A 24,530-nucleotide genomic window follows, 5' to 3' on the forward strand; every position below is an offset into this window, starting at 1 on the left:
AACGAACCCCGGGGCGGGCAGCAGCATCACGGGGACATGGCGCCGATGGCCGCCAGCCGGTTCAGGATGCCCGGCCGCGCAAGCGTGCCGGCCGTCAGCCCGCTCTCAAGGTCGCTCAGGGCATCGCGCAATTCGGACAGGCCCAGCAGCGCCACGGACCCGGCCATCCGATGGGCCAGATGCGCCGCGTCCGACAGGGTCGCCGGATCGGCCGTCAGGTCATCCAGCCGGGCCAGCCCGTCGTGGAACTCAGACAAAATGCGGTTCAGCATCCTGTCGGCATTCTCCGCCCCGATGTTGCCGGCCAGATGGCGCTGGGCGGCGTCCCTTGCCGGGGACGCGCCGTGCATGGTCGCGATGCGATCCAGCAGTGGGTCCAGGGCCTGGAATGACAGCGGCTTTGTCAGCGTGGCCGACATGCCCGCCGCCTGGAACCGATCCTGATCCGCAGGCCGGGCATGGGCCGTCAGGGCGATGATCGGCGTGGCGACGTTCGGGCCTTGCGCGCGGATCCGCGTCGCGGCGGTGATGCCGTCCATGCGGGGCATGCTGATGTCCATGAAGATCAGGTCGAACCGCTGCGCCAGCGCGGCATCCACGCCCTGTTGCCCGTCCACGGCCTCGAAGACGTCGCAGTTGCGGGCATGCAGCATGTCGCGGACGACCATCCGGTTGACCTCGTTGTCCTCGACCACCAGTACGCGGCGCCGGGGACCGGGCGCGGGGGGCGCAGGGCGGGCGGGGGTTGTCACCGGGGGCGGCAGCGGCTGGTCGGGCAGCGGCACCGTCAGGATGAAGCAGGCGCCTTGTCCGATCGCGCTCTCCACGCGGATGTCGCCGTCCATCAGCCGGATCAGGCGGCGCACGATGCCAAGGCCCAGGCCCGTCCCCTCGACCGTGCGGCGGAACGACGGGTCGAGGGTCACGAACTCCTGGAAGATGCGTGCGTGATCCTCGGGGGCGATGCCGATGCCGGTGTCATGCACGCGGAATTCGACCACACCGCGCTGTCGCCGGTCGATGGTGACGGTGATGCGGCCGCCTTCGGTGAACTTGATGGCATTGCCGATCAGGTTCATCAGGATCTGCGTCAGGCGCGCCGGATCGCCCAGGACAGGGCAGGCCGCGTCCCCGATCATATGCGCCGACAGCGTGTTCCCGCGTTGCCGCGCCCGCGCCTGCAGCGCCTCCAAAAGGTCCAGCACCAGCCTGTGCGGGTCGAAGGCGACCTGCTCCAGCCGCATCGCCCCCGCATCGGCCCGCGCGATGTCCAGGACCGAGTTGACATGCCCCAGCAGCAGGGCGCCCGATTGGGCCATGACCTCGGCATAGCGGCGCTGCTGCGGGTTCAGCGGGGTGGCGGACAGCAGGTCCAGCGTGCCCAGCAGGCCGTTCAGGGGGGTCCGCATCTCGTGGCTCATGACGGTCAGCATCTCGTCCTTGGCACGCTCTCCGGCGACGGCGCGGTCGCGGGCGCGGATCAGCTCATCGGCCTCCTGCACCTGGCGGGTGACGTCGCGCACGAAGGCGATCATGACCGGCCCCCGTTCGCTGGGCGCGCGGGCGACGGTGACCTCGATGGGAAAGATCTCGCCGGACTTACGCATCGCCGTGGCCCGGACCGGACGGCCCGGATCGGTGGCCGGTGTGGAGATGTCGGCCAGGAACCCCCGCACCTCGGCGCGGGCGGCCTCGGGGACGATCAGGGTCAGCATGTCGGCGCCCAATGCCTCTTCCGCGCCATAGCCATAGATACGCTGCGCGGATTCGTTGAAATCCAGGATGCGGCCGTCGGTGTCGGCCACGACGATGGCGTCGTGGGATGTGGCGATCACCGTGCGCAGCCGTGCGTGCGTCGTGGCGATCCGTGCCGCCTGGCGCCGCGCGCGGTCCGCCATGACCGCCAGCGCCGCGACCACCAGCGTCACCGCCACGACCATCATCCCGACAAGCAGGGCCAGGTCGTGCATGGCCGCGGACACCTGTTCGCGCTGGCGGTCGGACTGCCCCGAGAACAGCCGCACACCCTCCAGCGACGCGGACCGCACCACCGGGCGCAGGGCCGCGACCCGGGCCTGCAGCGTGGGCAGCGCGTCGCGCAGCCGGTCGTCGGACCCGTCGATCAGCGGCACGATGGCGTCCAGCGCGGCCTCTGTCTGGTCCAGCCTGCGGCGGGCGGGGTCGTCCTGACGCAGGGTCTGGAACACGCGTCCGGTCGTCAGCGTCCGCATGCGGGAATAGAGGATGTCGAACCGCGTCCTGACCTCGGCCAGCATCGCGGGGTCGCCGGGCTGCGCACGGGCGTCGCCGACCGCGACCAGCAGGGCCAGCAGCTCGACCTCTGACTGGGCCAGCGACCACTGGATGCTGTCTGAATTCGCGGTGGCAAGCTGATCGATCTGGCGCCGCGCATCGGCGCTGACGACCCAGACCACGAACCCGCACACGGCGATCGAGACCGTCAGGACGGCCACCGCGACCTGCAGCCGGGTGCGGATGGCGCTCATGGCACCGGTGCGGTGCTGAGACGGTTGAGCTGCCAGATGCTGCGGGAGTAGATCACCTCGGTCTGGTACTGCCGGTCGGCGTCATAGGGATAGACGATCCACAGCGGTCCCTTGTCGCGGACCGACATCTCGCGGTCGTCCATCAGATAGGCCACCAGGGGCACGTCCGGGCCGATCTCCGCCAGGGGTATGCTGATGGCATAGTCGTTGATCGCGGTCGCCGACACCTCTCCTGTGCTGCCGGGGCCGGTGGCGATGCCGGCATCCGCCAGGATGCGGGCCAGCGGGACGCCGGTGAAGCCGTGCACCCCTTCGGTCCAGACGGTCGAGGTGCGGATCTGCACCTCGCCCAGGGCCTGCAGCGCCGGCAGGTCATAGCTGCGCGACCCGTCCGGACCGTCGACGCTGAGAAGGGCCGCCTCCTGTGCCAGAGCCGGCCCGGCCAGGGCAAGGGCGGCGGACAGAAGGGTGCCGTGAAGGAATGTGCGAACCATGAGGGTATCCCGATGCAGTCTGGCGATCATGGTCGGAAATGTCGCATGGACGACACAGACACGCACGACATCATTCGTATCGGACGCTATACGAACGGATAGTCCGGTTGTATCCTTTGGCACAGACGGGCGGGCCATGCGGATACGGGCGGATCGAAGACCTCCGATCATCGGGTATCACGGACCCCGGCAACACAGGCTAGCATGTCTGGCTTGCCGCGTAAGAGGTGAAGTCGTGAAAATTTTACTGGCTGATGACCATGACCTGATCCGAGAGACCCTGGTCCTGTATCTGGGCGCGCAGATCGACGCCCAGGTCGTCGAGGTCGGCGATGTCGCCGGCGCGGAACGGGCGATCGCGCAGGCGGGGGACGTTCCCTTTGATCTGGCGCTGCTGGATTACGACATGCCGGGGATGGACGGGCTGGCGGGACTGGCCGTGATCCGCGGCCTGATGGATCCGCGCCCCGTCGCGATCCTGTCGGGGACCGCCTCGCGCAGCGTGGCGCGGGACGCGATGGCGGCGGGGGCGCGGGGCTTTCTGCCCAAGACGATGAACGCGCGGTCGCTGGCTGCGGCCGTGACCTTCATCGCGTCCGGAGAGATCTTCGTGCCCTACGGCTATCTGGAACAGGACGACCACGCCCCCGCGGGCGAATTGACCGCACGCGAGACCCAGGTCCTGCGCGGCCTGACCGAGGGGCGGTCGAACAAGGATATCGGGCGGCTGCTGGGCCTGCAGGAGGTCACGGTCAAGCTGCACGTCAAGACCCTGTGCCGCAAGCTGGACGCCAGGAACCGCACCCAGGCCGCGATGATCGCCCGCGACCGCAAGATGATCACCTGATCTGACCTGACGAACGATCCGTTGCCGGACGACCCCGCCGCAGGCGGGCTGTCCGGTCCTGTCCGGGCCGCACCTGTCGGTGCCGGTCGCAGGACTTCCCATGCCATCCTTACCAGAGACGGGGCCGCACATGCGTGACTTGACGATCGATCATCCCGACCACCCCATGGCCGCCGACCGCGGCATGTTCCGCATCACCCGCCCCGCAGCGGGCCGCAGCTGCGAGATCCGCCTGCGGACCGGGCGCCTGACCGCGACGAACGCCACCGCCTTTCGCGACCAGGTCTATGACCTGATCGACCAAGGCGAGGATCGGCTGGTCGTCGACCTTGCCGCCGTCGATTTCATAGACAGCACCGCCATCAGCGCATTGGTGGGCGTGCTCAAGCGCCTGGGCATGCGCGGAGAGATCGTGCTGTGCGGCCTGTCGGGCAGCGTCGCGGGCATGTTCCGCATCACCCGCATGGACAAGGTCTTTCCGGTCTTCGCCGATTGCGCCGCGGCATCGGCGGCATTGCGGGGGCGGTCGTGATGACCCGGTCCCTGCGCATCGCGGTGCCGCTGCTGGCGCTGCTGCTGCCGTTCCAGGCCGCGGCCCAGGACGGCCCGCTGCCGCAGGCGCTGCAGCCGCTGGCCGGCCAGCAGGCAGAGCGGCCCGCGCCCCCCTTCGGCCGCCACGGCCCCCTGACAGAGCGCGAGATGGCGATGGCCCGCGCCGCCTGGAGCTATTTCGAGGCCGGGTTCCAGCCCGAGACGGGGCTGGTCAACGCGGTGGGCAGCTATCCGTCGACGACACTGTGGGACACCGCGTCCTATGTCAGCGCCCTGGTCGCGGCATACGAGCTGGGCATCATCGACAAGCGCGACTTCGACCGCCGGGCCACGCTGCTGATCGCCACGCTGCGCAATCTGGACCTGTATCGCGGAGAGGCGCCGAACAAGGTCTACAACACCAAGACCGGGCAGAAGGTGAACTATGCCAACGAACCCGGAGAGGTCGGGTTCTCGGTCCTGGACATGGGCCGCATGCTGGTCTGGCTGCGCATCCTGCGCGAACGCTATCCCTATCTGGCCAACGGCGTCGACAACGTGCCGCTGCGCTGGAACTTCTGCAACATCGTCAGGGATGACGGGCGGCTGTTCGGGTCGGTTGTGTCGGGCGACGGCGATACCCGCTATGTCCAGGAAGGCCGCCTGGGATACGAGGAATACGCGGCCAAGGGCTTTGCCCTTTGGGGGTTCGACGTGGCGGGCGCGCTGGAGCCCGCGCCGCTGGCCTATACCACGATCCACGACATCGACATTCCTTATGACGGCCGCGATCCGCGGGTCTTTCACAACCAGAACTATGTCCTGACCGAAAGCTATCTGCTGGACGGGCTGGAGATGGGCTGGGACATGCCCGCGGCCGATCCCGCAGGCCCCGGCGTCGCGTCGCAGGGCTGGCGGGCGGAATTCGCGCACCGGATCTTCCTGGTCCAGCAGCGGCGGTTCGAAAGCACCGGCATCATCACCGCGCGGTCGGAACACCAGGTCGAGGGGCAGCCCTATTTCGTCTATGACGCGATCTTCGCCGACGGCTATGCCTGGAACACGCTGGACCCAAGCGACGTCTATCAGCCCGACCGGGCGGCGGTATCCGCCAAGGCCGCGCTTGGCATGTGGGCGCTGTGGGACGTGCCCTACACCCAGCTGCTGTTCGACACCGTGGCCGACCTGTCCGAGGCCGATGGCGGCTTTTTCGAAGGCCTGTACGAGAACGGCAACGGCGTCATCCCGCTGCAGACCGCGAACAACAACGGCATCATCCTGGCCGCGCTGCTCTACAAGGTGCAGGGGCCGATCCTGCGGTTCGCCAACCCGAACACGACGGTCTGGGACATGGCCTATTCCCAGACCGACATCCGCGCGAACAAGTGCCTGCCCGAGCCGATGCTGCGCGAGGTTCCCTGCTGCACCTGCGGAGATCTGCCGCCGCCGGTCCCGACCATCGCCGCCGCGGATTTCATCCTGTGCCGCCCGGTCGAGGGCGAGGACGGCATCGCCGCGACCGATTGCACTACCGGCCCGCAGATCACGGCCAGGCCCGAACCGCGCGACGTGCTGCCGCGTCAGTGCCGCACCGCCGTGGTGCAGCCATGACCACGGGCCGCATGCTGTGGTTCGACGCGAACCGCGTCTGCGCCGCCGCGGGCGTGGTGCTGATCCACAGCACCACCGATTTCGCGGGTCGCCCGTTCCCCGATGCCGGCGTGGCGGAACGCGCGGTGCCCGTCCTGCTGCGCTCCATCGGAGAGTTCTCGGGGTCCGAGATGTTCTTCCTGTTCTCGCTGTTCCTGATGGCTCTGCGAATCGACCGCCACAGGCCGCGCTATCGCGACGCGATCGCGGCCCAGGCGCACAGGCTGCTGGTGCCCTTTGCGGTCTGGACGCTGTTCTATGCGCTGTTCCGCCTGATCAAGGCCGAGGCCTTCGGCTATGCCCCGCAATATCTGGCGCAGTTGTCCCAGATCAAGACCTGGGTCGCCTATCTGCTGTTGGGCAAGGCCCAGTACCACATGCATTTCCTGCCCACGCTGTTCGCGATCTTCCTGTTCTATCCGGTGATGCGGCTGGCCATGCGCTATCCGATGCTGGGGGTGCTGCTGGTCGCGACCCTGGGCGCGATGGACCATGCGCAGGGGTTTCTCTATGCGATCGACCTGGCGCCGCTGACGCGCGACTATCTGGTACGGGTCACCAAGGTCTGCGGTTATGTCGGCTATGGCCTGGCGGCCTTCGGTCTCTATTCGCTGTGGAAGGACGGCCTGCCGCGTGGAGAAAGCCGCCTGATCCGGCGCGGCGCGCTGTATCTGGTCCTGCTGGCCTATCTGGCGACGCTGCCCTTTTATGGCGGCGCCCTGCTGACGGGCAGCTTTCCGGTGCGGGCGGGCTGGGATTACTACGGCCACTTCCTGATGCCGCTGCTGGTCTTCTGCGCCTTTCTGAGCAGCCAGTACAGCGACTGGTCGCCCCGCTGGTCGGTCATGGCGCGCTATACGTTCGGCGTCTATCTTGTCCATCCCGCGGTCATCGACCTTTTCGACATCGCGCTGATCAAGGCGGACCTAGCGCTGTCGCCCGCCCTGCTGGTCGTGACGCGGTTCGCGGTGGTGCTGCCGGTGGCCTTCGGGCTGGCCGTGGCGATCGGCCGTCTGCCCGCCGTCGCCTGGACCATCGGCCTTGGCCCCACCCCCTGGGCCGCCCGCAAGGCGCGCCCGCAGCCCGGAGCGGTCCCGGCATGAGCATCCCGTATTACAGCGCTTTCGAGGATCGCAGGCCGCCCGAACCTCTGCCTTACAATCCGCTGCGCGAGGCGCTGTGGCAGTTTCTGGCGGTCGTCACGCTGGTGATCGGCGGGTGGTACATCGCCTGGCGCTGGTCCTCCTCGCTGAACCCCGACGCGCTTTGGTTCGCGGCCCTGCTGGCCTTGGCCGAAACGCTGGCCTATCTGGGCCTGATCCTGTTCGTCGCCAACCTGTGGCGCGATCAGCCGGTGACCTGCCCCGACGCACCCGCAACGCGGGGCGAGGTCGATCCCGCGGCACCGGACCCGTCGCTGCCGATCACCGTCGACGTGTTCTTTGCCACCTATGACGAGGATCCGGAGCTTGTCCGGCTTGGCCTGATCGACGCCAAGGCCATCGCCTATCCCCATCCGATCGACATCCGCATCCACGTGCTGGACGACGGCCGCCGCCCCGCCATGGCCGAGGTCGCGCGGCAGGAGGGCGTGGGCTACATCACCCGCGCCACGAACGAGGGGTTCAAGGCCGGCAACCTGCGCAACGCGATGGAGCAGACGTCGGGCGACTTCCTGCTGATCTGCGATGCGGACACGCGGCCGTTCCCGACGTGCCTGGCCCGCACCCTGGGCCATTTCCGCGACCCACGCCTGGCTTGGGTGCAGACGCCGCAATGGTTCTATGACCTGCCCGAAGGGCGCCGTCTGTCCCAGGTCCTGCAGGCCCGATGGGGCGCACGGGCCGGACGGGCAGGGCGCGCGGTCGAGCGGATCATCGGCGAATGCCGCATCGGGCGCGATCCCTTGGCCAACGATCCGCAGATGTTCTACGACGTGATCCAGCGCCGCCGGAACCACGCCAACGCAGCCTTCTGCTGCGGCGCGGGGTCGATCCACCGGCGCGAGGCGGTGATGGAGGCCGCGCTGCGCGCCTTCGGCTCCAAGGTCGAACGCCGCGTGATCGAGGCCGAGGAGGAGATCACGCTGGAGACGCGGGAACGCGGCGTGGCCCCCGATCTTCTGGACGCGATCCGCACCCAGGCGGTCGTCACCGAGATCCTCAGCCCCTACCGCTTTCACGTGTCCGAGGACATCTATACCTCGATCGTGCTGCATGCCGACCGCGACCGCGGCTGGACATCGCTGCTGCACCCTTTCGTCGAGACACGGATGCTGTCGCCCCAGGACCTGATCGGCTGGACCATCCAGCGGTTCAAGTATGCGGGCGGCAGCCTGGACATCCTGATCAACGACAATCCTCTGTTCCGGCGCGGCCTGACCCTGCGCCAGCGCCTGATGTACGGGGCGACCTTCTATTCCTATCTGGGCGCCCTGTGGAACGTCGTGTTCCTGTTCGCGCCCACCGCCTATCTGTTCACCGGCATCTCGCCCGTGGCGGCCTATTCGTCGCAGTTCTTCCTGCATGTGGTGCCGTTCATCCTGTCGCTGGAACTGGCGATGATGGTGGGCACCTGGGGGATCGCGGGCCAGTCGGCCAAGGCCAGCTACCTGGCGTCGTTTCCCATCGGGCTCAGCGCGCTGTGGACCGTGCTGCGCGGCCGGCGCATCGCGTTCCGTGTCACGCCCAAGGACCGCCAGACGGGCCGCTTCCTGCATCTGGTCCGCCCGCAGATCGCGGTCGTGGCGCTGACGGTGGCGGGCGCGGCCTGGGCCACGCTGGCGCTGTGGGCCCTGGATACCGGGCACACGGCGACCGGGGTCGTGACAAACGCCCTGTGGGGCCTGAACAACTGCATCGCCATGTCGGGCATCATCCGCGCCGCGCTGTGGCAACCCAACCCGTCGACCCCCGAGGAACCCTGATGCGCCTTCGTCAGAACCTGGTCCGCGCGCGCGGCCATATCGTCTTCATCCTGGGGGTCATCGGCGGCCTGATGGTCGTGACCTGGCTGGAGCAGGCCGGCCCTTCGGCCGCGGGGCAGGCCCCGGTCACGCCCCTGGCCGCGATCGAGGCCGCGACGCCGCTGCCGCTGGCCATCCGCGGCGCCTCCAGCGCCGCCGACCTAGACCATGCCGCCATCGCCTGGACGTATTTCAGGAACAACATCGATCCGAACACCGGGCTGGTGCATTCGGTGGACGGCTATCCTTCGACCACCATGTGGGAGACGGGGTCCCTGATCGTGGCCATCGTCGCGGCCGAGCGTCTGTCGCTGATCGATGCCACCGAGGCAAAGGATCGGCTGGCCGCCATCCTGACCAGCCTGGACCGCCTGCCGCTGTTCCAGGACAGCCTGCCCAACAAGGCCTATGACACGCGGACGCTGAAGATGGTCGATTACGCCAATCGACCCACCGATCTGGGTCTGGGCTGGTCGGCGCTGGACGTGGCGCGGCTGATGGCGGCACTGGCCATCGCGCGCGCAGCCCATCCCGACATGGCCCCGGCCATCGCGGCCGCGACCGATGACTGGCGGCTGGACCGGATGGTCCGCGACGGACAGCTTTATGGTGCCAGCGTCGTGGACGCGGAGGTCCGCGAGAACCAGGAGGGGCGCCTGAGCTATGAACAATATGCCGCCAAGGCGATGATGCTGTCCGGGTTCGACATGGTGCGCGCCTATGATCCCGCCGACAGCGCCATAATCCAGCCCGTGATGGGGCAGGACATTCCCGTCGACACGCGCCTGCATCGTGGCCGCATCCCGGCCTTCGTCGTCAGCGAACCCTATCTGTTCGACGGGCTGGAATTCGGCTTTGACGCACGCTCGTCGCGCATCGCGTCCGCGGTCTATCTGGCTCAGCAGGCCCGCCATGACCAAACCGGCCATCTGACCGCGGTGACCGAGACGCATCTGGATGAGGCGCCGTTCTTTGCCTATTCGACCGTCTGGGGCGGGGGCGCGCCATGGTCCGTCCTGACATTCCAGGGCGATCGGATCGACAGCCGCCGCACCTTGGCGACCAAGGCCGCCTTCGGCTGGGACGCGCTCTACGGCACCCCCTACACCGCACAGTTGGTCGAGGCCGTGGTCCCCACCGCCGACCCCCGGCGCGGTTGGCCCGAGGGCATCTACGAGGTCGACGGCACCACCAACGCCTCGATCACGGCGAACACGAACGCCCTGGTCCTGGCGGCGCTGGCCTTCAAGGCCGCAGGTCCGCTGCTGCGGGGTGCGCCATGAGGGTGGTCCTGCTGATCCTTGCGATGGCCTGGCCCGGCTGCGTGGCAGCGGCGCCCTGCGTCGGGGCGGCGCTGGACCGTCCTCTGCCGGGCGCGATGGACGCGCGACAGGTCAGCGTGGATGTGCCGACCGCGCGGTTTCCCGGCCTGTGGCAGCAGGGTCGTGTGGATGGGCTGACCTATCGGATCTTCGGTGACGGCACGGCGGTCCTGTCCGACGACCCCGGCGCACCGCGATGGCAGGTCCGGATCGAGTGCGCCGCCGCGACCTGCCGGACCACGGCGACCGGCGTGCCCGATGCGGGCGCCGATCGCATCGCCGATGCCTTGGGGCGCTGCCTGATGGGACAGGACGTGACCGCGGCCGATCTGCGGCGCGCCGCCCCGGCCTTTCCGACCGGTCTGTCAAATGACGTGCCGGATCGCGGGCGGTCTCTGCCCCCCGCCGCAGCGCTGGCCACGGCGGCGGGGCAGGCACCGCGCCGCGCGGTGGCGCAATGCATGCCCGACCCGGCGCTGTTCGGCGACACGCCGGCGCAGACGGTGCAGCGGATGCTGCTGGCTGCCGGGCAGGACCCCGGCCCGGATGACGGCGTCCTGGGTGCGCGCAGCCGGGCGGCGCTGCGGGCCGCGCTGGGGCCGGGGTCGGATGCGGATGTGCCGCACGCGATCCTGGCGCTGCTGGCCATGCGCTGCGGGGGCTGAGCGATGCGGGGGTTGGGACCTGTCCTGATGGCCACGTTGCTGGCGATCTGGGGGCCGGGCGCCGCGCTGGCCTGGCCCGGCCCCCAGATCCTGCGCACCGATGATCCGGCCGTCCCGGGCGCGGTCGAGGTACTTGCGGACACGCCCAACGCCCTGACCTGGTCGCGCGCGCAGGCAGGCCGGTTGGGCGGCTGGCGCTATCGGCTGTATCCTGACGGGTCGGCGGTGGTGATGCCCGACGGCGATGCGCAGGCGCGACCGCTGCGCATGGACTGCATTCGCGGCGAGGCCTGCCGCATCTGGTCGGGCACGCGTCTGGTGACCCGCATCCCGGCCACGGGCAGCCCCCGCCCGACGGTGCCCGACACCGCGGATGGCGAGACGCTTGCCCGCCATCTGGCGCTGTGGGTGCTGGCCGGTTCGGGGTCGCAACCCCGCGCCACGGTTCCCGTGGTCGATGCCATCGCGCCCCGACCTGCGGCACCCGCCCGCCGTCACCGTGACCATCCGGCGCCGCCGCTGGCGCGGGACGGGTATCGGCTGACCATGTTCCCCGGCGCGTTCATGCCGTGTCGCGGCACCGCCTGCACGGCACCGCTCCGCCTGCCGCCAGTGTTCGACCAGGCCCAAAGGCCGCGGACGACCTGCGCCGTGACCGCGGGGGTTGCGCTGTCAACGCAGGGCGAAGGCGGCCCGGGGCCGGCGCGCGTCACCTTGGGATGCGGCGCACGGCTGTCGGATCGTGTGACGCTGAACCTGGGTGTGACCGGACGCGGCGGGGCAGGGCGGAACCCCGACCTGAGCTACGCCCTGACCTGGCGCGCGACGGACCGCCTGTCGCTGAGCTATGCCAGCAGGCCCATCCGCATGGACGGGTCCTGGAGCGGCCTGCTGGACGGCAGGCTGCGGGCCGAGCTGACCCTGCCGCGCATCCCCCTGCCTGCGGGACGGGGGGCCGATTGCCGGATGCGCGTCACGCTGCCCGATCCGACCCGCGATGCGCTGGTCCTGTCCTGTGGCCTCAGGCTGACCGAGCGGCTGTCCTTGGGCGTTTCGGCCCATGCCTATGCGTCGGGGGTGCAACGGCCGTGGGACCCTGATTACACCTATAGCGCGACCTGGAAGGTGACCGACCGCCTGCGCGTCGGCTATGGCAATTACGCCGCCAACCGGTTTCCCTGGAACCGGGGCGACGGGCCCGGCACCGGGCTGCGCGACGGCACCCTGTCGCTGACCTACGATCTGTCCTTCTGAGAGAGCCCGATGACCCGCATCCGCCTTGTCCTGCTGACCCTGCTGATGGCTATCGCCCCGCCCACCGTGTCGCGGGCCGAGGTCCGGATGGGAGAGACGGTCTTCAGCCCCGTCCTGGGGCGTGCGCTGTCCTACGACATCTACCTGCCGCCGGGCAGCGAGGGGGGCACGCGTGCCTATCCGGTGCTGTACCTGCTGCATGGCGGCGGGACGGGGCAGCCGTCGGACTGGTTCACCCTGGCGGGGATCGACCAGGTGCTGGACCGGCTGATCGCCCAGGGGCGGATCAGGCCCCTGATCGCGGTCGCGCCCGACGGTCGGCGGCCGGATGACGGGCCGGCCAGCTATTTCCTGGACGATGCGGACGGGGCCGCCCGGTGGCAGACCGCCTTTCTGGACGACGCGATGCCGGGGATCGAGGCCCGTCACCCGGTGCTGCCCGGACGGCGGGCGGTCATGGGCATTTCGATGGGCGGGTTCGCCGCGCTGGTCTATCGGCTAGAGCATCCCGACCTGTTCGCCGGGGCCGCCGCCCTCAGCCCGGCGCTGCGCACGGACGAACAGCTGCTGGCCTTGTCGCCGGACGACTATGCCGACCGTTTCGCGACCCTGCTGGGCCCGGATCTTGAGGGTGTGGCGCGGCTGACCGACCGGTGGGCCGCGTTCCGGCCCGCTGCGATGGCCGCGTCGGCGGATGCGGCCCGACTGGCACGCATCCCGTCGATCCATGTCCAGACCGGGTCGGATGACAGCTTCTTCGAGGGCACGGCCCGGCTGCACATCGCCCTGCGCGATGCAGGCATCCGCCACCGTTTCCGCGTGATCGAAGGGGGGCATGACTGGCCCGCATGGCAAAGCATGCTGGAGGACGCGCTGCTGCATGTCGATGCCGTGCTGTCGCGCGGCTATGGCGAATAGGTGCGCCTAATGCGCCGGGACGTGGGCGTCGTGATCCTGCCGCACGTCGCCCGATCCGCCTGTGCGCCGTTCGTGGCGCAGCAGATCGGCCCGCCGCCATTCCTCGTAGCGCAACCGCGTCGATGCGCTTGCATGGCTGCGCAGGGCAGGGGCGTCCTTCCACAGGTCGAGGGAATAGGGTGTCATCAGCAGGCTTTCGACCCGGTTGCGCGCGGTCAGGATGACCGAATGCACCGGCAGCAGGATGTGGTGATAGTCGATGGGCCCATGATCGGGCCGCGCCATGGCGCGCCCGGCCTCGGCCAGGTGTCTGGCCTTGGCCCAACGCCCGCGCCACAGGATCCGGTGCAGCGGAGAGAACAGCTCTCCGTTCAGGTCGACGGGGCAATCCTGGGGGGTCTGCCCGGAACAGTGCCGCGCGCCCGTCCACAGCACCGGCTGCCGTCCGTCGGTCGTCATGATCGCGTCGCCCGCGCGGACATCGCGAACCGCGATCACGCCTGCGCGGGCGACGTCGACCTGCACGTCCGGCCCGAAACAGGGCGCCGCTGCCTGTCGCTGCGGGGCGGGTGCGATGTCATAGGCGCCGTTGCCGACCTGGAACGTCTGCGGCAGCGTGGCAAAGGAGTTGTCGCCGTTCGTGATCATGATCGGCCCGATCCAGGGCGACCCCGCCGCGGGCTGCATGACCGAGGTATTGATCCGGGCATAGTGATCCCCCAGCCCCGACAGGTCGCCCTGGATATTGGCGGTCTGGCCGGGGTTCATGGGCCGGTATTCCGCCACCTGCCGGCCCGACCCGTCAAAGACCTTCATCCCGGTGATGCCGCTTCTGCCGGTCAGCTCGGTCCCCGTGTCGTCGATGGCCGTGATCTCGATCCGGTGGTCCTTGGCCCACATCTGGCGCCCCCATTGCACCGTGGCCGTGCCTTGCGAGGAGTTGGTGCCGACGGCGGGATCGACGATCAGCTGATCGCCCCGAATGCTGAACGTGATCACGGGAATGTCCTTCTGCAGGGTTTTCCCGACCCTTAGGGATTTGCATGTTCTGCAAGGTTAACATGCCACGCGACGCAGGCCTTTTTTGCCGGTCTTGGTTGACCGGGCGTTAATGTCGGGCGGTCCCGCCGCCTTGTGCAGAATACCCGCGCGGGCCGCGCCGGGAGCCGGAATGCCGGAGTGATCGGGCGCGGCCGGTCTGGGGGATGCATCCGGACCCGCGTCGGTTCGGCGCAGCTGATGGCTGCATGGCCCGATTCATGCCCCCGCGTCATCCTCCCGGATCGCCGTGCGAATGTCGGGAACGGTTTTAGGCGAGCGTCCCAGCCGCATCACCCGACGGTCAAGGGCCACTCACGACCGTGCCCAGTCCGATCGGACCGGGCACGGTGTTCCGTTCTAGCGGCGGCCGTGGAACCGCGGCCTATTGCGCGGCGCGCATCAGGCCTGTGGACCAGAACAGCGTTTCGCCGGAACTGTCGTCGGTGCCGTCATTGTCGGTGACCACCCAGCCCATACCGGCCGCGTCGATGGCGAAACCCTCGACCTTGTCCAGGACATAGCCGTTCTGCGCCTTGAGGTCGGGGATCAGGTCGCGGACCAGCTCCTTGGTCACGACGGGCAGGGGGTCGCCCAGCCCTGCGGGCACCATCTCTGACAGCGGCACGCGGAACAGCGCCTTGAGCACGGCGGCGTCGCCGATCAGGTTGTCCCGTTCGACCAGATAGGCCCAGTCACCGTCGATGGCGATTTCCGAAAGGCCCGTCCAGCCGTCGCCCGCAGGGTCCAGCGGATAGGCGACGGCGCCCCAGTCCTGCGTCAGCAGGTCATAGGAGACCAGCTTCACTTGGCCGGCGGGGTCGTCGCCCCATTCGCGCTGGACCGCCATCCACAGGCGGTCGCCCTGCCGGGCGATCCCCTCGAACCCATAGCGGTCCTCGTGGGCCAGCAGTTCGGCGGGCAGGCCGATCTCCTCCTGGATCTCGCCCTGGGCGTCGACATGGATGATGGCGTGGGGGATCAGGCGGTCGCTGCGACCTTCGGACGCCAGCCAGAAGCCGCCCTGACCGTCGGGCGTGATGCCCTCCAGGTCCAGCTTCTGTGCCGGATCACCATTGCGGGTCACGATCGTCTTGGCGGTGATCCGCGCCGGTGTCCGCGTGGCGTCGATGGTATGGATCGCGGGCTGCGCGCCATAGGCACTGTCCGACACCGCGAACAGCTGACCCGGTGCGTCGCCCGCGGCCAAGCCCGACAGCGCGCCCCATCCGATCAGCCCGTCCGCGCCCTCCGCGGTGATCGTGGGATAGCGGGGGGGACCGTCGGTTGCGCCGAACAGCATGACGTGGGCACGCGCGCCGCCCTCTGCGCCCAGATCGGCCTCGTTGGCGGTGACCAGCAGGTCGCGGGCGGGCAGGGCCACGATGCCTTCGGGGCTGATGCCCGACGGCAGCAGTTGCGTCAGGCGCGGCGCCGCCAGGTCGCTGACATCGTAGACGCCGATCAGCGATCCGCGTTCCGAGACGACGAAGACATGCGGGATGCCCCCAAAGGTTGCGACCTCGATCGATTCCGGTTCGACACCCTTGGCGTCCGACCGCTTGTCGGGATAGTGGCCCGCCCGGATGACCGCGTGTTCGAAGCTGCTGCCCGAGTCGTAGACGACCGTGCCGTCGCGATGAAAGATGCTCCATCCGCGCGACCCGCCCTGATAGTCGCCCTCGTTCGCGGTGGCGAAATGGTCGGCGTCGATCCACTTGACCGCATCGGGTTCGCGCGGAACGTCCGTCAGCGCCCCGTCAAAGGTCAGCGCCCCGTCGTCGCGCGTGTCGATGTCGTCCAAGCTGACCGTGCCGGCGCTGAAATGCGCGGCGATGGTGCCGTCCGCGCCGATCACGACGACATGGTTGTTTTCCTGCAGGGTGACGATGATCTCTCCCGCAGCGTTGATGTCGACATATTCCGGCTCGGGGTCGTCGGGGGCGATGTCCGCCAGACCGGTCAGGTCGATGCGGGTCTGCCCGTCGCAGTCCAGCGTGCCGTCGGTGACGGCCAGCGTGACCACATGGCCCGCGGGCATCTGCGGCAGGGCGCCGTCGTTCAGGTCCTCGTCGCGCTGGTTCTCGATCGCGACGGCCAGAAAGCTGCCGTCATCGGCACGGGCGACCGCATCCGGCTGCCCGCCCAGGTCGCAGGACGCCAGCACCGCGCGGGTCTTCAGGTCCAGCACCCGCAGCTGCCCCGAGGGCTCGGTGAACGAGGTCGACGTGTCCACGCCCACATACACCCGGTCGCCGATGATCACGGCGGTGGTGGGTTCCCCGTCCATCGGCACGGTGCCCAGGGGCAGGGGGGCGGCCGGGTCGGTGATGTCCAGAAAGCCCAGCACCCCAAGCGGGCTGTCGGAATAGACCAGCGTGCTGCCGTCTTCGGAGGCCGAGATGATCTCGGCCGAGGTCGGGCGCGACCGGTCCTCTCCCGCGGCCATGTTGTCGGGCGTGGCGAATGTCGCGATCCGGTCGAATGTGGTCTGGGCCATCGCAGGCATGGCCGTGGCCAGCGCGACGGCCGACGTCAGAAGGGCAAGTCTTTGCACCGTGGAATCCCCCGTTTTGGTTCGGGGTCCTCTTTGATCACGGTCGGTGACGGCCTTGCGACACTCTGATGGCGTTTGTGCGACAGGGGTGGGCGGTCATGGCCCGTCCGGCGGCGACGCCCGTTGCGGGCCGTCCGGAGGCGGGGCGCCGGTGAAGCCGGCCATGTGGTCGTCCAAGGCGCGGCCGAACGCATCGCGCCCCGTCCCGCGTGCGACATAGGCGGCCAGGTTGGGATGGTCGTCCAGCATCCCGTCCGCCATCCGCAAGACCGACACCATCAGCAGATCGCCCGGCCCGAATTCGCCGCCGAACCAGTCCGCCGTGCCAAGCCGGTCCGACGCCTCGTGCAGGCGTTCGTCGATGCGGGCCATGACCGCGGGCAGGCGGGACGCGGACCAAGGCGCGTCGGCCTCGAACAGCGTGGCCATGGCGTGGTCCATGAACGGCGGTTCCAGCGTGTTCAGGGCGGCGAATGCCCATTCCAGCTGCATCGCCCGCGCCGCCGCCGTGCCTGGCATCAGGCCGGGGAAGCGTTCGGCAATGTGCCAGACGATCGCACCGCTTTCGAACAGGATCAGGTCACCGTCCTCCAGCGTCGGCACTTGGCCGAAGGGCTGGCGCGCCCGGTGCGGCGGCCGCTTCTGCGCGCCTTGGGACAGCAGGCGCACGGCATAGGGCTGGCCCACCTCCTCCAGCGCCCACCGGACGCGCAGGTCACGGACCTGGCCCCTGGCGAAATCCGGAACCCAGTCGAAGGCGGTGATGGTGATCGGGGCCGCGGGATCAACCGGCATGGCGGCCCCCCGCATCCTGCATGTCGGGAGGGCCGTCCCGCGTCGCGGCGGGGTCCATCCACACCGTTTCCCACCCGTGGCCGTCGGGGTCGTCGAAGGCACCGCCATACATGAAGCCCTGGTCCTCGACCTGGCGCGTGTCGTGCCCGCCCGCCTCGCGGGCGCGGCGGTGGATGTCGTCGACGGTCGCGCGGCTGTCGAAGGTCAGGCACAACAGCACGCCCGACTGGGTGCGGGCGTCGATGATGCGCTTGTCGGTGAAGGTGGCGTAGAAGGTGTGATCCAGCAGCATCACCTGGATCGCGTCGGACCAGACCATGCCGCTGGCCTGTTCGTTCGAGAAGGCTTCGTTTTTTGTAAAGCCGATCGCCTCGTAAAAGGCGGTCGCCCGCGCCACGTCCGTGACGGGCAGGTTGACGAAGATCATCCGGGTCATCGATTCGCTCCTCCTGTGCTGTTGACAGGATGGGGGCGCTTGGTTACTTGAGGCAACCATGAAGTTACAAAAAGAAACTATCAGGCCGGAACCCGCCCATGGCCGCTGGTACGACGATGCGTGCGGCAGTGCCTTCGGCATGGAATTGCTGGGCGAACGCTGGACCCTGCTGATCCTTCGCGAACTGATGTTCGGACCGCGCCGGTTCACCGACCTGCGCGCGGACCTGCCCGGCATCAGCGCCAAGATCCTGACCGAACGGCTGGCCGGAATGGAGCGCAGCGGCATCCTGGCCCGCATCACCCTGTCCGACCCGGTGCCCGCGCAGGTCTATCAATTGACGCCTTGGGGCCGGTCGGCCGAACCCATCCTGCAGGAGATCGGGCGGTGGGCTGCCGCCTCTCCGCTGCATGACCCGACGCTGCCCCTGTCGGCGGCGTCCTTCATCATGTCCCTGCGGACCATGCTGGATTGCAAGGCGGCCGCGGGGCTGTCCCTGACGGTGGCGATCACCATCGGCGGATCCTCCTTTGGCCTGCGTGTTGAACAGGCCTGTCTGCACGTCACCCGCGGGCTTCCCAACGCGGCCGATCTGGTCTTCGAGGCGGATGCGGCACCCCGTATGGCCGCGCTGTTCTATGGCAAGATCGCACCTGAAACGGCCGGCGTGACCTGCATGGGCGCGGCTTGCGACCTGCGCAGGTTCATGGACCTGTTCAATCTTCCGGAAAAATCCGCCCCGCCAAATGTTGCGGATTGATATATGCAAAGCGACCGGGCGCGATTGCAAAATGATGGCCGAAACTGCCAATATATATATATTGACGTATTGTGACGGTGGTTAATGGATAAATCCGCCGTTTGAGATTGCGGCGAGAAATTAATAATACAAATAGACTACAGCACCTTAGCACCGCGCGACGCCCGCTGTGGTTGTCTGCGCAATCTTTTTGCGCGCGGGCCGGTCGATCGCGGGACTGTTGTCACAGTCACGGACATGTCTTATTCCCGCAATCGATGCCGAACCTGTATGCTTTTCGCAATATTATCGTGCGAACGATTCAATTTCCGGTCGGTGCGGTGCGGCACGATGAATGATGCCCGTTTTGACGCATGGAGTATTTAATGAGCTGTTCCCATGACCTGCCGGTGCGCAACCTTGTCACGTCGGCGAAGAGCATGCGGTCTGTCATGACGGAACGGACGTCGTCGACCTGCCCCGTTGGAAACGTCTAGGACCGTGGCATATTGCGACCACAAGGATGATCAGGTGAATTTCAGCCAGTTCCTTTTCCACACGTCCTTTCCGTCCGACGATCTGCGTCGGTCCGCCCTGCACCGCGCGATGGGCGCCCCCACCCGATCGTGGCCGGCCTCCGGCCTTTGGGATCACCTTCAACGATCGGCAAGACCATGACCGGCGCTGCAACGTGGAGGCATGCCTACATCGCGGATGGCAGCCGGTTTGACGCGATCGTCGTGGGCTCTGGCGCGGCGGGTGGCGTCGCCGCCACCGCGCTGGCCGAGGCGGGGATGCGCGTGGCGGTGCTGGAGGCCGGCGATGCCGGGCCCGGCCGCATCAACCCCGTGACCAAGGCCCTGACGGCCGTGGCCCGGTTCCTGGACAGGACCAGGGCCGAAAGCCGGATGCCGCCCAGCCTGGCCCGCTTTGGCGAACGCGCCTTTCGACTGTTGGGCCGCGCCCGCCAGCCGGTCCAGTCGCGCTGCTTTGCCTGGGCGATGGCCCCCAACGTGCTGGTCGACGACCGCGACTGTCCCTACCAGACCGAGGACGGCAGCCAGTTCCTGTGGTTCCGCGCCCGCCAGCCGGGGGGGCGGATGACCGTTCCCGGCCATGGGCGCCAGTACTATCGTCTGTCCGGCATGAAGTCGGATGGCTCGAACAGCGCCGACAATGCCTGGCCCTTCGCGCTGGAGGATGTCGCCGACTGGTACGGATGGGTCGAGGACAAGCTGCAATTGCGTGGCGGCGATCAGGCCGTTCCCGGCCCGGACACCAGCCGCCTGGCCGGCGTCCTGCAGCCCACCCCGTCCGAGCAGGCGATCATCGGCGCGATCCGGTCCAGATGGCCGCGGGCACGGCCGGTGCTGGGCAATTTCGCGCCGCCCCTGTCATGGCTGGACATCGCGGCCGGCACGGGCCGCATGGCATTCCAGGCCGGCGCCGTGGTGCGCCGTGTCCTGAAGGATCCGTCGGGCGCGGTCAGCGGGGTCGAATGGATCGACGGCCGCACGGGGGCGGTCCGGACCGTCCATGCGCCGGTCGTGTTCCTCTGCGCCTCGGCGATCGAGAGCACGCGCATTCTGCTGCTGTCGCGGACGGTGGGCGATGATGCGGGCATCGGGACGGAATCGCCCGCCCTTGGCCGTCACCTGATGGACCATGCGGTCATGAGCGGAACCGGATATCGCGCCGGATCGGACGACGTCCTGCCCGAACAGGCCGAGCCCGGCCGCTGCATCCACATTCCGCCCGACCCGTCGCTGCATCCGTCGATCAGCATGCAGATCCATGTCCATCCCCGTCCCGACGGGGCCGCGCGGGTCGACATCGTCTCGTTCGCCGAGATGCTGCCCGACCCGTGGAACCGGGTGACGCTGTCGCCGTCGCAGACCGACCGGTACGGCATCCCGGTCCCGGTGATCCGCTTCCGACATTCGGCGGAACAGCGCGCCCTGGCGGACCGTCAGGCGCAGATCATCCGCGAGCTGTCGGCGGATATCGGTCTGACGGACGTGATCGTGAACACCGACCTGTCGCCCGGCGGCACCAGCGTGCATGAATGTGGCACGGCGCGGATGGGGACCGATCCCGCGACATCCGTCGTGGACATGCACAACGAATGCTGGGACGTGCCGGGCCTTTATGTCACGGACGGGGCGTGCTTTCCGCGCCAGCATGTCCACAACCCGACCCTGACGATGATGATGCTGACCGCACGCGCCGCGGCGCATGCGGCCGCCCGCTGATCAGCGCTGGCCCGCAAGCTTGCGGGCCACCATCGCCATCAGCGGGGTGGGATAGCGCATCCCAAGCGTGACGATGCAGGTCCGGTCCAGGATCTCCAGCGTGCGGGCGCACATGTCGGGTGTGTATTCGATGTCGCGCTTGGCCCAGGCCCAGGGGTTCATCTTGGGATGGAAGGTCCGCTTGTTCAGGATCGGCTCCCAGTTGGTGTACAGGTGCTTAGAGCTGTCGCGCAGGCGGTTGTGCACGCCCCGGCGGCCGGTCAGCTCGATCGCCTTCTCTCGGGTCGGTGCCAGGATCGACAGGCTGACGGCCGATGCGGGATCGTTGTGCGGGGTGACCCTGAATTCGCTGCTGTGCTGCAGGATATCGGCCAGGACGGCGCGGCGCTTTTGCATCCGGCGCAGCATGGGGACCACCTTCTTCAACTGGACTCGCAGCATGGCGCCGTCCATCTCGGTGACCTTCATGTTCATGCCGACGAATTCGGGCTCGTTCAGCCGGTCGCCGTGCTGGCGTACCATCGATCCCAGATCGTGATAGCTGCGCGCGCGGATGAAATAGCGTTCGTCGCTGGTCAGGACGGCCCCGCCTTCGCCGATGTTCATGTTCTTCATGCGGTTGAAGCTGAAGACGCCCAGATCGCCGATCGCCCCGCAATGCCGGTCCTTGTAGCGGATGCCCACGGCTTGGGACGAATCCTCGATGACGATCAGGCCGTGCTCCTTGGCGATCGCCATGATCGCGTCCATGTCGCAGGGCGCGTTGACCATGTGCACCGGGATGATCGCGCGGGTATAGGGGGTGATCTTGGCCCGGATGTCCTCGGGGTCCATGGTCAGCGTCTCGTCGATGTCGACCAGGATCGGCACGGCCCCGACCTGCACCGGCGCGGCGGCGGTCGCCATCCAGGTATAGGCCGGCACCAGCACCTCGTCGCCCGGACCGATCCCGGCGGCAGCCAAGGCCGCGACCAGCGCGCTGGTCCCCGAATTGACGGCCAGCACATGTGCGGCGCCGGTCTGGGCAGCCATCTCGCGTTCGAACAGGGCCGTCCGGCTGGCCCCGCTGTCATAGCGCAGCAGGCTGCCGCTTGCGATGGCGCGGCCGACCGCGAACCACTCTCTCAGACCGACGTCAGGCACTGTCCGCTCCGTATGCGATGGGCGCTGGATTGCGCGCCGTGCACCATCCCGCGCCAGGGCGTGCAGGGCAAGGGGAAGATGCCGAATCCACCCGGTTATCGGTGCTGTGGCGGCCCGTTCCGCCCCCCACAATGGCGTGATTCCACTTGCGGTGGCGGGGCGGGACCGTCGCACAGCGCGGGCGGGCCTGCCCGACTTTGGTGGCAGCGCGGCGCGGCCCGGCTGGCCATGATGGGAAAGCCGCTGCACCATCTGCAAGCAATCCGAGGGGCGCTCATGGACGATCATGCTGATGTCGATCTGGCCCGCGCCAGTGTCAGGGCCGTGGCCGACGACGTGGCGGGGACGCTGGTGGGCCACGACTGGCTGGTCGAACGTCTGCTGATCGCGTACCTGACCGGCGGCCATGTCCTGCTGGAGGGGCCGCCGGGCATCGCCAAGACGCGCGCGGTCAAGCAGCTGGCGGCGCGTCTACCAGGCGAGCATGCGCGCATCCAGTGCACCCCCGACCTCCTGCCGTCGGATCTGACCGGCAGCCAGGTGTTCCGTCCCGAGACCGGCGGCTTCGACTTTCTGCCCGGCCCGGTCTTTCACAACATCGTCCTGGTGGACGAGATCAATCGCGCGCCCCCCAAGGTCCAGTCGGCCCTGCTGGAGGCGATGGCCGAAGGGCAGGTCACCACCGGCGGCGTGACACGCCCCCTGCCGAAGCCCTTCATGGTCGTGGCCACCCAGAACCCGATCGAGCACGAGGGGACCTTTCCGCTGCCCGAGGCGCAGATGGACCGCTTTCTGCTGCACCTGCGGCTGGACCTGCCGGGCGCCGAGGACGAACGCGCCATCCTGGACCTGGTCGAGGCCGAGGGCCGGGGCAGCATGGCGGCCGTGCTGTCGCAGGTGACGGCCGCCGACCTGGATCGCGCGCGCCTGCAGGTCGCGGGGGTGACGCTGGCCCCCGTACTCAAGGATTTCATCATCCGGCTGGTTTTGGCAACGCGGCCCGGCGGGGTGCTGGCAGAGGCGGTCGAACACCCGGTCTCTCCGCGCGGGACGCTTGCGCTGGCCGCGGCGGTGCGCGCGCGCGCCTGGCTGCAGGGCCGTGATCACGGCCTGCCCGAGGACGTGCAGGCCCTGGCCCCCGATGCCTTGGCCCACCGGCTGGTCCCGAACTGGAAGGCCGCCAGCGAAGGGCAGGACGGTCGCCGCCTGATCGCCGAGGCGCTGCGCCAGGTGACCCCGTGGTAGGGGCGCCATGAGCGGCTGGCGGTCCGCGCCCGGCATCGCCCTGACGCTGGAGGCGCTGGTCGACCTGCAGGCGGGGCAGGGCGCCATGCCCCGGCAGCGGCCCATGGCGCGGCGGGCCGGGGTCATGGCCTCGCGCCATCCGGGTAGCGGCATGGACCTGAGGGAGATCCGCGCCTATGTGCCCGGCGACGATCCGCGCCGGATGGACCCTTCGGCCAGCGCGCGCACGGGCGTGCCGCATGTGCGCGCCCTGCACGAGGATCGCGACGACATCACGCTGCTGATCGCCGATCTGCGTGGGCCGATGCTGTGGGGCACGGGCGACGCGCTGCGATCGGTGCGCGGCGCACTGCACCTGGCGGGGCTTGGCTGGCAGGCGGTGGCGCGCCAGGGTGCGGTTGGCCTGGTGGTTGCCGAAGGGACGGGGGTCCGCGTGTTGCCGCCCGCGACCGGCGCGGGCCATATGCTGACCCTGTGTCGCCTGCTGGTCGATCGCCATGCCGCCGCCCTGGTCGATCCCCCCGGCACGGCGCCCCTGACCGAGGCGCTGTCCCTGGCCGCCCGCACCGCACCGACGGGTGCCCATGTCGTCCTGGCCACCCTGCCCGATGGCTGGCAGGGGGCCGATGCCGCGCTGTCCCGCCTGGCCCGCGGCCGCCAGGTGGAGGTCGCGCTGATCCTGGACCCGCTGGAGACCGCGCCACCCGCCCGCCCGCTGCCCGTCCGACAGGGCGGCGCCACGCGGCTGCTGCGTCTGCAGCCCGCCGATCTGGGTGGCCAGACCGACCGCCTGGCCGCGATGGGCGCCGTCGCGCGACGGGTCGAGCCGTGACGCCCGAGGCCATGACCCATGACCAGCTGATGCAGGCCCTGTCCCCGGTCCGCCTGCCCACGCCGATGGCCGTCCTGTCGACGGCAGAGATGGCCGCGCTTCTGGCACTGGGCGTCATCGCGGGGCTGGTGCTGGCCTTGGCGGTGCTGCCCTTCACGCGCCGTCGGGCGGCCCGCCCGCGTCTGCGCGTGGCGGCGCTGCGGGGGTTGCCGGTGCCGGACCGCCTGCTGGCCATCGCCCGCCTGCTAGGTCATCTGCCGGCGGCGCTGCGCCCGGCCGCCTATGGCGCGGCACCGCCGCCGTCCGACCGCCGGATCGAGGCGATCGCCCGCGGCGCCCG

21 protein-coding genes are annotated in these 24,530 nt (G+C 69.0%); 14 read left to right on the top strand and 7 right to left on the bottom strand.

Annotation, left to right across the window (positions count from 1 at the left end; genetic code table 11):
• Window positions 1-26: 26 nt before the first annotated feature.
• Together FHD67_RS01850 and FHD67_RS01855 are read right to left on the bottom strand one after the other, a co-directional pair.
• On the bottom strand, window positions 27-2,507 hold the full coding sequence (locus tag FHD67_RS01850) for a hybrid sensor histidine kinase/response regulator (protein WP_139597648.1): 2,481 nt from the start codon (window positions 2,505-2,507) through the stop codon (window positions 27-29).
• On the bottom strand, window positions 2,504-3,001 hold the full coding sequence (locus FHD67_RS01855) for a putative pterin-binding protein (RefSeq protein WP_139597649.1): 498 nt from the start codon (window positions 2,999-3,001) through the stop codon (window positions 2,504-2,506). Before FHD67_RS01855 ends, FHD67_RS01850 begins: the two co-directional genes overlap by 4 nt.
• 235 nt (window positions 3,002-3,236) lie before the next feature.
• Between FHD67_RS01855 and FHD67_RS01860 the strand changes: the two genes are divergently transcribed.
• The 9 genes from FHD67_RS01860 (at window position 3,237) to FHD67_RS01900 (ending at window position 13,153) form a co-directional block, all read left to right on the top strand.
• On the top strand, window positions 3,237-3,848 hold the full coding sequence (locus tag FHD67_RS01860; RefSeq protein WP_046000922.1) for a response regulator transcription factor: 612 nt from the start codon (window positions 3,237-3,239) through the stop codon (window positions 3,846-3,848).
• A gap of 130 nt (window positions 3,849-3,978) precedes the next feature.
• A complete protein-coding gene (locus FHD67_RS01865) occupies window positions 3,979-4,380 on the top strand; it encodes an STAS domain-containing protein (RefSeq protein WP_239441336.1) in 402 nt (133 codons plus the stop codon).
• Entirely contained in the window at window positions 4,380-5,990 is a 1,611-nt protein-coding gene (locus tag FHD67_RS01870; protein ID WP_139597650.1) for a DUF3131 domain-containing protein, read from the top strand. The genes FHD67_RS01865 and FHD67_RS01870 overlap by 1 nt, the downstream gene beginning before the upstream one ends.
• Window positions 5,987-7,132, top strand: a complete 1,146-nt coding sequence (locus FHD67_RS01875) for an acyltransferase (protein WP_139597651.1) — start codon at window positions 5,987-5,989, stop codon at window positions 7,130-7,132. The genes FHD67_RS01870 and FHD67_RS01875 overlap by 4 nt, the downstream gene beginning before the upstream one ends.
• Window positions 7,129-8,955 (top strand): glycosyltransferase family 2 protein, encoded by a 1,827-nt coding sequence (locus FHD67_RS01880; RefSeq protein ID WP_139597652.1) that lies wholly within the window; start codon window positions 7,129-7,131, stop codon window positions 8,953-8,955. The genes FHD67_RS01875 and FHD67_RS01880 overlap by 4 nt, the downstream gene beginning before the upstream one ends.
• On the top strand, window positions 8,955-10,277 hold the full coding sequence (locus FHD67_RS01885; RefSeq protein ID WP_139597653.1) for a DUF3131 domain-containing protein: 1,323 nt from the start codon (window positions 8,955-8,957) through the stop codon (window positions 10,275-10,277). Before FHD67_RS01880 ends, FHD67_RS01885 begins: the two co-directional genes overlap by 1 nt.
• Window positions 10,274-10,981, top strand: coding sequence for a hypothetical protein (locus tag FHD67_RS01890; protein ID WP_139597654.1), 708 nt, complete (start codon window positions 10,274-10,276; stop codon window positions 10,979-10,981). The genes FHD67_RS01885 and FHD67_RS01890 overlap by 4 nt, the downstream gene beginning before the upstream one ends.
• 27 nt (window positions 10,982-11,008) lie before the next feature.
• Entirely contained in the window at window positions 11,009-12,235 is a 1,227-nt protein-coding gene (locus tag FHD67_RS01895) for a hypothetical protein (RefSeq protein ID WP_139597655.1), read from the top strand.
• A 9-nt stretch (window positions 12,236-12,244) separates the two neighbouring features.
• Window positions 12,245-13,153: an alpha/beta hydrolase gene (locus tag FHD67_RS01900; RefSeq protein WP_139597656.1), complete on the top strand. Its 909-nt coding sequence runs from the start codon at window positions 12,245-12,247 to the stop codon at window positions 13,151-13,153.
• A 6-nt stretch (window positions 13,154-13,159) separates the two neighbouring features.
• On the opposite strand, the gene FHD67_RS01905 is transcribed toward FHD67_RS01900, so the two are convergent.
• From FHD67_RS01905 to FHD67_RS01920, 4 genes are all read right to left on the bottom strand, one after another.
• On the bottom strand, window positions 13,160-14,152 hold the full coding sequence (locus FHD67_RS01905; RefSeq protein ID WP_139597657.1) for a Hint domain-containing protein: 993 nt from the start codon (window positions 14,150-14,152) through the stop codon (window positions 13,160-13,162).
• Window positions 14,153-14,576: 424 nt separating this feature from the next.
• A complete protein-coding gene (locus FHD67_RS01910; RefSeq protein ID WP_046001151.1) occupies window positions 14,577-16,700 on the bottom strand; it encodes an esterase-like activity of phytase family protein in 2,124 nt (707 codons plus the stop codon).
• A gap of 144 nt (window positions 16,701-16,844) precedes the next feature.
• On the bottom strand, window positions 16,845-17,543 hold the full coding sequence (locus FHD67_RS01915; protein WP_046000930.1) for a glutathione S-transferase family protein: 699 nt from the start codon (window positions 17,541-17,543) through the stop codon (window positions 16,845-16,847).
• The gene (locus FHD67_RS01920) at window positions 17,533-17,979 is read right to left on the bottom strand and encodes a VOC family protein (RefSeq protein ID WP_046000931.1); all 447 of its coding nucleotides are present in this window, start codon (window positions 17,977-17,979) and stop codon (window positions 17,533-17,535) included. The genes FHD67_RS01915 and FHD67_RS01920 overlap by 11 nt, the downstream gene beginning before the upstream one ends.
• A gap of 58 nt (window positions 17,980-18,037) precedes the next feature.
• On the opposite strand from FHD67_RS01920, the gene FHD67_RS01925 reads away from it, so the two are divergent.
• Both FHD67_RS01925 and FHD67_RS01930 read left to right on the top strand, forming a co-directional pair.
• Window positions 18,038-18,739: a winged helix-turn-helix transcriptional regulator gene (locus FHD67_RS01925; RefSeq protein ID WP_139597658.1), complete on the top strand. Its 702-nt coding sequence runs from the start codon at window positions 18,038-18,040 to the stop codon at window positions 18,737-18,739.
• A 653-nt stretch (window positions 18,740-19,392) separates the two neighbouring features.
• Entirely contained in the window at window positions 19,393-20,970 is a 1,578-nt protein-coding gene (locus FHD67_RS01930) for a GMC oxidoreductase (protein WP_046000933.1), read from the top strand.
• Here FHD67_RS01930 and FHD67_RS01935 read toward each other — a convergent pair whose 3' ends face one another.
• Window positions 20,971-22,113: a DegT/DnrJ/EryC1/StrS family aminotransferase gene (locus FHD67_RS01935; protein WP_045983192.1), complete on the bottom strand. Its 1,143-nt coding sequence runs from the start codon at window positions 22,111-22,113 to the stop codon at window positions 20,971-20,973.
• Between the two features lie 276 nt (window positions 22,114-22,389).
• Here FHD67_RS01935 and FHD67_RS01940 point away from each other — a divergent pair, with 276 nt between their 5' ends.
• From FHD67_RS01940 to FHD67_RS01950, 3 genes are all read left to right on the top strand, one after another.
• Window positions 22,390-23,358 (top strand): AAA family ATPase, encoded by a 969-nt coding sequence (locus FHD67_RS01940; RefSeq protein ID WP_139597659.1) that lies wholly within the window; start codon window positions 22,390-22,392, stop codon window positions 23,356-23,358.
• A gap of 7 nt (window positions 23,359-23,365) precedes the next feature.
• The gene (locus FHD67_RS01945) at window positions 23,366-24,190 is read left to right on the top strand and encodes a DUF58 domain-containing protein (protein WP_246071194.1); all 825 of its coding nucleotides are present in this window, start codon (window positions 23,366-23,368) and stop codon (window positions 24,188-24,190) included.
• Window positions 24,187-24,530 (top strand): hypothetical protein (locus tag FHD67_RS01950; protein ID WP_176695025.1); only part of this gene is annotated, 344 nt, incomplete at its 3' end. The genes FHD67_RS01945 and FHD67_RS01950, both read left to right, overlap by 4 nt.

The sequence above is a fragment of the Paracoccus haeundaensis genome (genome assembly GCF_006239215.1).
In the GTDB taxonomy this organism is placed as follows: domain Bacteria; phylum Pseudomonadota; class Alphaproteobacteria; order Rhodobacterales; family Rhodobacteraceae; genus Paracoccus; species Paracoccus marcusii.

What these genes read in the sequence shown, in the direction of transcription:
- FHD67_RS01850 (WP_139597648.1), bottom strand. Translation starts at nt 2,507, where the DNA reads ATGAGCGCCATCCGCACCCGGCTGCAGGTCGCGGTGGCCGTCCTGACG.
- FHD67_RS01855 (WP_139597649.1), bottom strand. Translation starts at nt 3,001, where the DNA reads ATGGTTCGCACATTCCTTCACGGCACCCTTCTGTCCGCCGCCCTTGCC.
- FHD67_RS01865 (WP_239441336.1), top strand. Translation starts at nt 3,979, where the DNA reads ATGCGTGACTTGACGATCGATCATCCCGACCACCCCATGGCCGCCGAC.
- FHD67_RS01870 (WP_139597650.1), top strand. Translation starts at nt 4,380, where the DNA reads ATGACCCGGTCCCTGCGCATCGCGGTGCCGCTGCTGGCGCTGCTGCTG.
- FHD67_RS01875 (WP_139597651.1), top strand. Translation starts at nt 5,987, where the DNA reads ATGACCACGGGCCGCATGCTGTGGTTCGACGCGAACCGCGTCTGCGCC.
- FHD67_RS01880 (WP_139597652.1), top strand. Translation starts at nt 7,129, where the DNA reads ATGAGCATCCCGTATTACAGCGCTTTCGAGGATCGCAGGCCGCCCGAA.
- FHD67_RS01885 (WP_139597653.1), top strand. Translation starts at nt 8,955, where the DNA reads ATGCGCCTTCGTCAGAACCTGGTCCGCGCGCGCGGCCATATCGTCTTC.
- FHD67_RS01890 (WP_139597654.1), top strand. Translation starts at nt 10,274, where the DNA reads ATGAGGGTGGTCCTGCTGATCCTTGCGATGGCCTGGCCCGGCTGCGTG.
- FHD67_RS01895 (WP_139597655.1), top strand. Translation starts at nt 11,009, where the DNA reads ATGGCCACGTTGCTGGCGATCTGGGGGCCGGGCGCCGCGCTGGCCTGG.
- FHD67_RS01900 (WP_139597656.1), top strand. Translation starts at nt 12,245, where the DNA reads ATGACCCGCATCCGCCTTGTCCTGCTGACCCTGCTGATGGCTATCGCC.
- FHD67_RS01910 (WP_046001151.1), bottom strand. Translation starts at nt 16,700, where the DNA reads ATGCCTGCGATGGCCCAGACCACATTCGACCGGATCGCGACATTCGCC.
- FHD67_RS01915 (WP_046000930.1), bottom strand. Translation starts at nt 17,543, where the DNA reads ATGCCGGTTGATCCCGCGGCCCCGATCACCATCACCGCCTTCGACTGG.
- FHD67_RS01920 (WP_046000931.1), bottom strand. Translation starts at nt 17,979, where the DNA reads ATGACCCGGATGATCTTCGTCAACCTGCCCGTCACGGACGTGGCGCGG.
- FHD67_RS01925 (WP_139597658.1), top strand. Translation starts at nt 18,038, where the DNA reads ATGAAGTTACAAAAAGAAACTATCAGGCCGGAACCCGCCCATGGCCGC.
- FHD67_RS01930 (WP_046000933.1), top strand. Translation starts at nt 19,393, where the DNA reads ATGACCGGCGCTGCAACGTGGAGGCATGCCTACATCGCGGATGGCAGC.
- FHD67_RS01940 (WP_139597659.1), top strand. Translation starts at nt 22,390, where the DNA reads ATGGACGATCATGCTGATGTCGATCTGGCCCGCGCCAGTGTCAGGGCC.
- FHD67_RS01945 (WP_246071194.1), top strand. Translation starts at nt 23,366, where the DNA reads ATGAGCGGCTGGCGGTCCGCGCCCGGCATCGCCCTGACGCTGGAGGCG.